Source organism: Sulfitobacter sp. HI0129 (assembly GCF_001635395.1).
Lineage (GTDB): Bacteria > Pseudomonadota > Alphaproteobacteria > Rhodobacterales > Rhodobacteraceae > Sulfitobacter.
Map to the genome: position 1 here is coordinate 1 of NZ_LWGH01000822.1, position 550 is coordinate 550.

General features: G+C 58.4%; 1 pseudogene. It reads right to left on the bottom strand.

Features of this window, described 5'->3' with window-relative positions:
• Positions 1–375: 375 nt before the first annotated feature.
• A pseudogene (locus tag A3764_RS24870) lies at positions 376–550 on the bottom strand (trigger factor); the annotation flags it as partial.

Below are 550 nucleotides of genomic sequence, written 5' to 3' on the forward strand. Positions count from 1 at the left end.
CGCGACAGCGCGGGCGACAACATCGCCAAACCGCTCCGAGTCCCGCCCCTCGACTTCCATCTTCATGACGCCGACAACATAGGTGTCGGATGAATGGCGATCGGTCATGACGGCTCTCGCGGCGGCAATCGGCACGGCCTTCCAGTCGTTTCGGGCGAACTATCGAACCATGTGGATTTGTCTCTCATACCGCACTCTGATGCGGATCTGGTCGAATTGTCCATGAGGTAACTTGGTGCGACCACGGACCGGCGCAGCAGCCATCTACTCTGGTGCGCTACCAGAACTCTACTTAGGCTTGCCCACAAAACAGTCCCGCCAAACGCAAAGGGCCGCCCCGAAGGACGGCCCTGACATGTCAAACCGTGCGGGCGATCACTCGTCTTCGAGTTCCTCGACACGCTTCTGAAGCTCGTCCTTGCTGATCTCCTTCTCGGAAACCTCGGCATTCTCCACGATGTGGTCGACGACCTTGTCTTCGAAGATCGGGGCGCGCATCTGCTGCTGCATCTGCTGGTTCTGCTGAACGAATTCAAAGAACTGACGCTCC